Origin of the sequence: Hyphomicrobium sp., assembly GCF_020852195.1 — a bacterium.
Classification (GTDB): domain Bacteria; phylum Pseudomonadota; class Alphaproteobacteria; order Rhizobiales; family Hyphomicrobiaceae; genus Hyphomicrobium_C.
In genome coordinates this window covers 1-7,388 of record NZ_JADZBI010000096.1, presented here as the reverse complement: position 1 = coordinate 7,388, position 7,388 = coordinate 1, and the positions used below count along the sequence as shown (strand labels likewise).

General features: G+C 65.6%; 9 protein-coding genes and 1 other RNA gene. 4 read left to right on the top strand and 6 right to left on the bottom strand.

Annotated elements, in window-relative coordinates; genetic code table 11:
- The 4 genes from IT540_RS07870 to IT540_RS07855 all read right to left on the bottom strand — a co-directional run.
- The coding region (locus tag IT540_RS07870) for a protease modulator HflK N-terminal domain-containing protein (protein WP_291175431.1) at window positions 1–299 on the bottom strand (299 nt) is incomplete at its 3' end.
- 224 nt (window positions 300–523) lie between these two features.
- Window positions 524–1,006 carry a dihydrofolate reductase gene (locus IT540_RS07865; protein WP_291175429.1) on the bottom strand — a complete coding sequence of 161 codons (483 nt, stop codon included), beginning with the start codon at window positions 1,004–1,006 and terminating at the stop codon, window positions 524–526.
- A 78-nt stretch (window positions 1,007–1,084) separates the two neighbouring features.
- Window positions 1,085–1,879 (bottom strand): thymidylate synthase, encoded by a 795-nt coding sequence (locus IT540_RS07860; protein ID WP_291175427.1) that lies wholly within the window; start codon window positions 1,877–1,879, stop codon window positions 1,085–1,087.
- A gap of 87 nt (window positions 1,880–1,966) precedes the next feature.
- A complete protein-coding gene (locus tag IT540_RS07855; RefSeq protein WP_291175424.1) occupies window positions 1,967–2,731 on the bottom strand; it encodes a type II CAAX endopeptidase family protein in 765 nt (254 codons plus the stop codon).
- Between the two features lie 101 nt (window positions 2,732–2,832).
- On the opposite strand from IT540_RS07855, the gene ssrA reads away from it, so the two are divergent.
- Window positions 2,833–3,200: a transfer-messenger RNA gene (ssrA, locus tag IT540_RS07850) on the top strand.
- Window positions 3,201–3,251: 51 nt separating this feature from the next.
- Window positions 3,252–3,956 (top strand): ClpXP protease specificity-enhancing factor SspB, encoded by a 705-nt coding sequence (locus tag IT540_RS07845; RefSeq protein WP_291175422.1) that lies wholly within the window; start codon window positions 3,252–3,254, stop codon window positions 3,954–3,956.
- Window positions 3,957–4,018: 62 nt separating this feature from the next.
- On the opposite strand, the gene IT540_RS07840 is transcribed toward IT540_RS07845, so the two are convergent.
- Complete coding sequence (locus tag IT540_RS07840) at window positions 4,019–4,381, bottom strand: hypothetical protein (protein ID WP_291175419.1); 363 nt, start codon at window positions 4,379–4,381, stop codon at window positions 4,019–4,021.
- A 269-nt stretch (window positions 4,382–4,650) separates the two neighbouring features.
- On the opposite strand from IT540_RS07840, the gene IT540_RS07835 reads away from it, so the two are divergent.
- On the top strand, window positions 4,651–4,959 hold the full coding sequence (locus IT540_RS07835) for a hypothetical protein (RefSeq protein WP_291175417.1): 309 nt from the start codon (window positions 4,651–4,653) through the stop codon (window positions 4,957–4,959).
- An 82-nt stretch (window positions 4,960–5,041) separates the two neighbouring features.
- On the opposite strand, the gene IT540_RS07830 is transcribed toward IT540_RS07835, so the two are convergent.
- Window positions 5,042–6,652, bottom strand: coding sequence for an EAL domain-containing protein (locus IT540_RS07830; RefSeq protein WP_291175415.1), 1,611 nt, complete (start codon window positions 6,650–6,652; stop codon window positions 5,042–5,044).
- A 233-nt stretch (window positions 6,653–6,885) separates the two neighbouring features.
- On the opposite strand from IT540_RS07830, the gene IT540_RS07825 reads away from it, so the two are divergent.
- A partial coding sequence (locus tag IT540_RS07825; protein ID WP_291175412.1) for a lyase family protein occupies window positions 6,886–7,388 on the top strand: 503 nt, incomplete at its 3' end.

Here is a 7,388-nt window from a genome sequence, read left to right as displayed (position 1 = left end):
GGCGGCTCCTGGCGCACGAACTCGCCGAAGCGCATGACGACGCCGAGCTCGTCCGGATCGACGCGGAAGAAGAACGCGTACCACGCGACGACGGCCGCCGCGACGACGGCCGCAAGGAACGCCAGCGGGCCGGGCACGCCGCCGCCATGCATGACCTGCTTCATGCGGTCCTGGCTGCGCTTCAGCATCTCTTCGAGATCGGGCGGCTGGTTGCCCGGGCCCTGGCCCCACGGGCCACCGCCTCCGCCGCCTTTCCAGCCGCCGCCGTTTCCACCGCCGCTCTGATTGCTCCAAGGCATATGATGTGGGCCCTTTGATTTGTGGATGATGCCGGGAACGCGGGGAGGGAGAGCTAGGCGCCCTGGTTCGCGTAAGTCCCGGAAGGCAATTGCGCTTTGCTTATAGGGGAGGACCCCGGACGACGCAAACCCGCCAATGGAGATTGGTTTTCGCATCGGACGAGTCAAGACGATCGGCGGGCCAATTCGCCCTGCAACTCTCAGCTCTTACGATCGAGCACCCTTCAGGTGGCCGCCACGTCATCCTTTTCGGAGCGTGGCAGGGCCTCCCGCTCGACCTCCGTCCACTCCGAAAGGTCGAGATCGGGGAACGAGACGTCGCCTTCGGGCGCGGCGTCTATGGCCGTCCAATAGATCCGCCCCGCGTGCGGGAGGGCGGCCCGGAACACCTCCGCTCCGCCGATCACCATGATCTCGTCCGCGCCGCGCGTGAGGGCCAGCGTACGCGCGAGCGTCAGTGCGTCGGCGAACGAATGCACGACGCTGACCCCGTCCGCCTCGAAGAACGGGTCGGTCGTGAGGACGATGTTGTCGCGCCCGTCGAGCGGCCCCTTGAGCGACTGGAACGTCTTGCGCCCCATGATGAGGGGCTTGCCCATGGTGAGCCTGCGGAACGTCTTGAGGTCGGCCGAGAGCTTCCACGGCAGCGCGCCGCCGGCTCCGATGACACCGTTCTCGGCGACTGCGACGATGAGGGAGACACGCATGGCCGGCTACATGCTCCCGCTTCTCCTCCCCCACAAGGGGGAGGGGAAGCGAGCGATATGAAATGCGTACCGCATCATCTAAACCGCCACCGGCGCTGCGATGTGCGGATGCGGATCGTAGCCTTCCAGCGCGAAGTCCTCGTAGCGGAAGGCGAAGATGGAGCGGACGTCCGCGTTGATCGCAATCCGCGGCAGCGTCCGTGGCGTGCGCGAGAGCTGCAGGTCGGCCTGCTCCAGGTGATTGGTGTAGAGGTGCGCGTCCCCGAACGTGTGCACGAACTCGCCCGGCTCGAGCCCGGTCACCTGTGCCATCATCATTGTCAGCAGTGCGTAGCTCGCGATGTTGAACGGCACGCCGAGGAACACGTCCGCCGAGCGCTGGTAGAGCTGGCAGGAGAGCCGCCCTTCCGCGACGTAGAACTGGAACAGGCAGTGGCAGGGCGCCAGCGCCATGTCGGGAATGTCGGCCGGGTTCCACGCCGAGACGATGATGCGCCGGCTGTCCGGGTCGGTCTTGAGTGTCTCCATGGCCTCGCTGATCTGGTCGATGACGCGCCCGTCCGGCGCCGACCAGCTCCGCCACTGCTTTCCGTAGACCGGGCCGAGGCCGCCGTCGGGTCGCGCCCACTCGTCCCAGATGCGCACGCCGTTGGCGTTGAGGTAGCCGACGTTGGTATCGCCGGCGAGGAACCAGATCAGCTCGTGGATGATCGAGCGCACGTGCAGCTTCTTGGTCGTGAGCAGCGGGAAGCCGTCCGCAAGATCGAACCGCATCTGATGGCCGAAGATCGACAGCGTGCCCGTCCCGGTGCGGTCGGACTTGGCGACACCTTCGGTGCGGACGCGGCGGAGGAGATCGAGGTATTGCTGCATGGCTCTGATGTAAGCCGATTCCAACCGGGTTTCACGTCAAGACACGATCGCTTCGCACCCTGTCAGCCCGAAGCGGAAATCGATGATCTAACTGACAGGCCCGAACAGCGAGATCACCGTGAGAGAGAAGGCGTTGATGACGCCGTGCGCCACCACCACCGCGCGCATGGAGCCCGTGCGCAGCATGATCCAGCTCATGCCCATGCCGGCCAGGAACACGCTCGCGAGCCCCGGCCACGAGTATCCCACGTGCAGCAGCGTCCACAAGCCGGACGAGAGCACGGCTGCCGGCCAGAAGCCCAGCCGGCTCTTGGCCAGCGCCGAAAGCAGGAAGCCGCGGAAGGAGACCTCCTCCCACAGCGGCGCCAGCACCACCGCGGCCAGGATGACCGCCCACCAGTAGGGTGACCTCAGCCCCTCGAGGATCCATCGCCCGTCCGTGAACAGCGCGATGTCAGCGAGCCGGTAGAGCAGGATCTCGATCGGCCCGATGAGGACGATGAGCAGGACGCCGTAGCCCACGGCCTGCGCCCATCCGGTTTGCGGAGGGGCAAGCCGAAGCACCTGCGGGCGCGCCCCTTTCCAGCCCGCCGCCACCCAGACGATGGCGAGCGAGAGGAGTTGGCCGACGATCATTTGAGCCAATATCGACGGCGAGGCGAGCGACGGAATGCCTCCGTCCGGTTGCGTCGGCACGTTGATGAGGCCTGCGTTTTCCGCGAGAACGGCCAGAAGGCCGATCAGCATGGGCGCAAGGGCGGCTGCGAGCGTGATCCCGACGGCCGCCCCCGGCGTCCAGGGTGTCTCGGGACGAGAGGCCGCGCGGGAGGTGTCCTCGTGCGTGACGGACATGAGGTAGGGTTCCTCTGGATGGCGGGGAGATTGGCAGACGGAGGAGCGGCGATCGATGCCGTCGATGGGTCACTTTGCCCGCAGACGGGCTCTGAGCCCAGGCACTTTTAATTCAAATCCTCCCAGCATATATTTAACCTGCCGGATTCGTCCGGCTATGGCGATAAACGCGACCGTAATAAGCCGTTCGGACCCGGGGGCAGTACCCGGCGCCTCCACCATATGCCCGCCCACGAGGAGCGCGGGCATCTGATGGGGGCGAACTAGGATCGACGAGGGTGTAAAGGGTTTAGCTTTTGCCCGGCATGATACCGCCGTCATCGGGTCATTCAGAATAGTTGCCAATGACAACTATGCTGAGGCTGCTCTCGCTGCGTAATGCGGCGCGAAATGCCTAACTACTAAAGTCCTCGCTCCTAGCCGAGCAAGGCGCGGTCTGGGAGGCACCGGGCAACAGAAGCCTCCCACTTTATTTGCGTCGCCGGGGATTGAGGCGCGATCGGGGACGAAGCGGCACGGCATGGTTGAGTCGACGATCGACTATGAGGGACTAGCGCAGGAGGCGATGCGCGGAGTCGTTCGCAAGGTCCTCGCCCGGACGGCGAAGTCGGGCTTGGCCGGCGATCATCATTTCTACATCTCGTTCGACACTGAGGCCCCCGGTGTGATGCTGTCGCGGCGTCTCAAGGAGAAGTATCCGCACGAGATGACCATCGTGCTGCAGCATCGTTTCTGGGACCTCGCCGTCAGCGAGGACCGCTTCGAGGTCAAGCTCACCTTCGACGGCATCCCGGAGCGGCTCGTGGTGCCGTTCGACGCCATCAAGGTCTTCTTCGATCCCTCCGTCCGCTTCGGGCTTCAGTTCGAGGATCCGAACGCAGGGCCTGAGGCCCGCGCGCAGCAGGCCGGCAGTTCCTTTGAAAGCCTGTCCTCCCGCGGCGGCGCGACGCGCGCGAGCCACACCCGCAAGTCGCCCCGCACGGCGCGTAAGACATCGTCGATCGACGGCAAGGCCGCGCCCACGAACGGCGCCGCGCCCCCTGCGCCGGAGGACCAGGCCGCGACGGACGAGGCCCAGGCGTCCGCCACGCCGCTCGCCGCCAATGCCGGCTCCAGGCGCTCGGCGCCGGCCGACGAGGAGGCCGCAAGCTCGAACGACGCCGAGGCGCCCGCAAGACCCGGTGGCGCCGAGATCGTCAGCCTCGACAAGTTCCGCAAGAAGTAGCCCATGATCGGACCCTGTCAGTCCGAAGCGTGAATCATCGGTCTCATCAAAAAGCTAGAGCCTCAGCGCCGCCCGAGCGGATGCTCGAAGCGCTCCTTCGCCCAGCGGCGGCTGTGCTTCCGATAGGGGCGATAGTCGTCGTCATAGTAGTAGCTGCGCCGCGGATAATAGTCGTAGTCGTCATCGTAGTAGCCATAGCTCGGGTAGTAGCCGTAACTCGGCCCGATGTAGATGCCGACGCCGCCCCACCTGCGATGCCGGACCGGCTGCCCGTTATCTTGCGTGGCGTCGACGACGGCCGCGCCGTTCCCGGCCGGAAGCGGAGCGGCGTCTGCCACGCCCGCGGCGAGAGAGGTGCCGAGCATGATCGTCGCGAGAGCGATCGCTCCAATCGCTCCGTGTGCGCGGATTGTGCTGGTGCTCATGATCAAGTCTCCTGAACGGGACCTTCGTGGTGATCCCTGATCAAGGAAGTAGGCCCGAAGCCGAAGGTTCCAAGTGCGACTGGAATGGCAGGGCAAAAGGCCCGTGCACCGGATGAATATCCGTTCAGGTAGATGAACCTTAAGTGACTGAAATTTTTTATGTTTTTCGCAACGGAAGCGATCTTCGTCGCACGTTCTTCTCTGTGTAAGCCCGAGAAAGACGCTCGCAATCGCGGCGCCGGGCCCTGAAACAGAGTGGAGACGACACCATGAACACGAAGATCAAGACCGCCCTCCTGACCGCCGCTGCCCTCGTGATGACCGCCGGTGTTTCGGTCGCGGCGCCCTCGAAGCACTACAACAACCACGGCTACGGCAAGCCCGGCTACGGCAAGGTCTATAAGAAGTCCGGCATCAGCGCCTTCGAGCGCGCCCAGATCGCCCGTAGCGCAGCCAACCTCGCGTCTCTGAAGCGGCGCGTCATGCGCGACGGTCGGGTCACCCCGTTCGAGCGCATCCAGCTCCGCAACGCCGAGCGGCGCCACGCCGCGCTCGTTGCCCGCGCCTACCGCACGTAGTCGCTGGTCTGCGGGAATGGAAAAGGGCCGCCGCCTCGCGCGCGGCCCTTGACCATGTTAGACCGACCCCCGGCGCTCCCGTCTACGCCGCAGCCCGCGCCTCGCTCGTGAGCATCGAAGCCGCGTCGTGGCTGGCGAGGAACGCCACCAGGCGCTCGATCGAGAGCGGCCGCGAGATCAGGTAGCCCTGCGCATAGGCAACGCGCTGTGTCTTGATAAGCAGATCCAGCCGATCCCGAGTTTCCACCCCTTCGACCACGATCTCGCGTCCCGATGAGCCGATCATCTCCAGCGCATGGACGAGCATGCGGGCCATCAGGCTCTCGCTCGGCGCCATCGCGAACGAGCGGTCGAGCTTGACGCCGTGAATCGCGAGGGAGGCCACGCGGTGAATGCTCGAGTACCCGCTGCCGAAATCGTCGATGTAGGTGCGGATGCCGAGCCGCGCCAGCGCTTCGATCTCGCTCTCGGCGCTCTCGACCGCGAGCGCGTCGCTCTCGACGATCTCGAGTGCGAGCGGGAACCGGTCGCGCACGTCCTCGAAGACGCGGAACACCTCGCTGAGCTTCTCGCTGTCGAGATCGCGCGGAAAGATGTTGAAATTGATCTGCAGCCTAGTGTTTTGCGGCAGGCACTGGGAGAGCTCGCCGAATGCCCGCTCCGCCACCATCCTGGTGAAAGCGAGCGTCTGCCCCGAGCTGGCGACGATCTCGACGAACTTGTCGGGCGGCACCTCGGAGCCGTCGACGTCGCGCCACCTGGCCAGCACCTCGCAGCCCGAGATCTCTCCGGTTCGGAGGTCGAGGATCGGCTGATAGGCACAGATGACCGACTCGCGCGTAAGGTTGCGCCGGAAGCGCTGCTCCAGCGACCAGCATCGCTCGAGCGCGCGATATATGAACGAGGCGGGCCAGATCGCGTAGAACCCGATCAGGCCGATCGCCAGGAGCAGCTCCGTCCGCCACTTGCGTGCGATCTCGGCGACGTCGGCCTCGACGGCCACGCAGTAGGCATGGCTGTCGCCGCACGCGACCGCGTGCAGCATCGAGAGCGGTGCGGCGTTGGCGTCGCCGCTGGTGGCGGCCACGAAGACGCCGGCGTCGCCGGAGAGCGGCCAGACGCTACTCTCCGGCGGTGCGATCACGAACTCGGCCCTCACCCACGACAACCTGTCGGCCGAGCCGCTATGCGAGGGAACGACCACCGCGAACGGTTCCTGGAACGCGACGCTCGCCGTCACGCCGGCGAGCCCGATCGCATCGAGGCGTTTGTTGATCCAGTAGGCGATCCCGCCGTTCCTGTCCGCCGCGATGTCCGGCGCGCCCAGAGGGATCGGCGGCTGTGCGGCCGCGATGCTGGTCGAGCAGGTGACGACACCGCCCGGCGCGTATAGGAACTCGTTGAGCCCGTCGGGTTTGAACGCGACACGGCGCAACTCGCGGATGAACTGGTCTGAGCAGGGCGCAGCCGTCGCCGTGCGCTGCAGCTCGGCGATCGCGGTGGTGACGTTGATCTGCAACGTATCGAAATGTGCAAGCTTCGCCCTGGCCTCGCTCCTGAGCGACTCCCTGAGCTGGTCGTTCCAGAACCAGTGTCCGGCCGTGAGCAGGGCAAGCGTGACGATGAGCCAGATCGCGAGCTGGGTCAGCCGCCGGTGTCGTCCGGAAACGAAAGGATTAACAAAGGCTGGCATGAAGATCTGGATGCGCACGCAAGCTGAGAGGATCTCGGGCGAGCGACAATACCCACGGCCCCGTAAACTTTCGGACAAAATGACCACCCAATTTGTCCGGGTACGCGCTTTCTTTCGCGGGCCGTCTGCGTGGTGTCGGCGGCAGGGGCGCGCGATCGTGCCATTTGGTGAGGCCCCCGTCCCGTGCTATGGCGACGGCCCAACCTTGAAAAGCGCAAGCACGGATCTCCGCCATGACCGAGAAGAAGCCCGCCGTCCGCATCGAGACCGACACCTTTGGCGAGATCGAGGTCCCGGCCGATCGCTACTGGGGCGCCCAGGCGCAGCGGAGCCTCGGCAACTTCAAGATTGGCTGGGAGCGGCAGCCCGCGCCTGTCATCCGCGCGCTCGGCATCGTCAAGCGCGCCGCGGCGGAGACCAACGTGGCGCTAGGCAAGCTCGACGCCAGGCTCGGCGAGGCCGTCGTCAAGGCCGCCCAGGAGGTGATCGAGGGCAAGCTCGACGACCATTTCCCGCTCGTCGTCTGGCAGACCGGCTCCGGTACGCAGTCCAACATGAACGCCAACGAGGTGATCTCGAACCGCGCCATCGAGATCCTGGGCGGCGAGAAGGGCTCGAAGAAGCCCGTGCATCCCAACGACCACGTCAACATGGCCCAGTCGTCGAACGACACCTATCCGACGGCCATGCACATCGCGTGCGCGGAGGAGATCCATCACCGCCTGCTGCCGGCGCT

Bases quoted from the DNA above. Each gene is read 5' to 3' on its own strand.
- IT540_RS07865 (WP_291175429.1), bottom strand. From the start codon at position 1,006: ATGCGTGTCTCCCTCATCGTCGCAGTCGCCGAGAACGGTGTCATCGGA.
- IT540_RS07860 (WP_291175427.1), bottom strand. From the start codon at position 1,879: ATGCAGCAATACCTCGATCTCCTCCGCCGCGTCCGCACCGAAGGTGTC.
- IT540_RS07855 (WP_291175424.1), bottom strand. From the start codon at position 2,731: ATGTCCGTCACGCACGAGGACACCTCCCGCGCGGCCTCTCGTCCCGAG.
- IT540_RS07845 (WP_291175422.1), top strand. From the start codon at position 3,252: ATGGTTGAGTCGACGATCGACTATGAGGGACTAGCGCAGGAGGCGATG.
- IT540_RS07840 (WP_291175419.1), bottom strand. From the start codon at position 4,381: ATGAGCACCAGCACAATCCGCGCACACGGAGCGATTGGAGCGATCGCT.
- IT540_RS07835 (WP_291175417.1), top strand. From the start codon at position 4,651: ATGAACACGAAGATCAAGACCGCCCTCCTGACCGCCGCTGCCCTCGTG.
- IT540_RS07830 (WP_291175415.1), bottom strand. From the start codon at position 6,652: ATGCCAGCCTTTGTTAATCCTTTCGTTTCCGGACGACACCGGCGGCTG.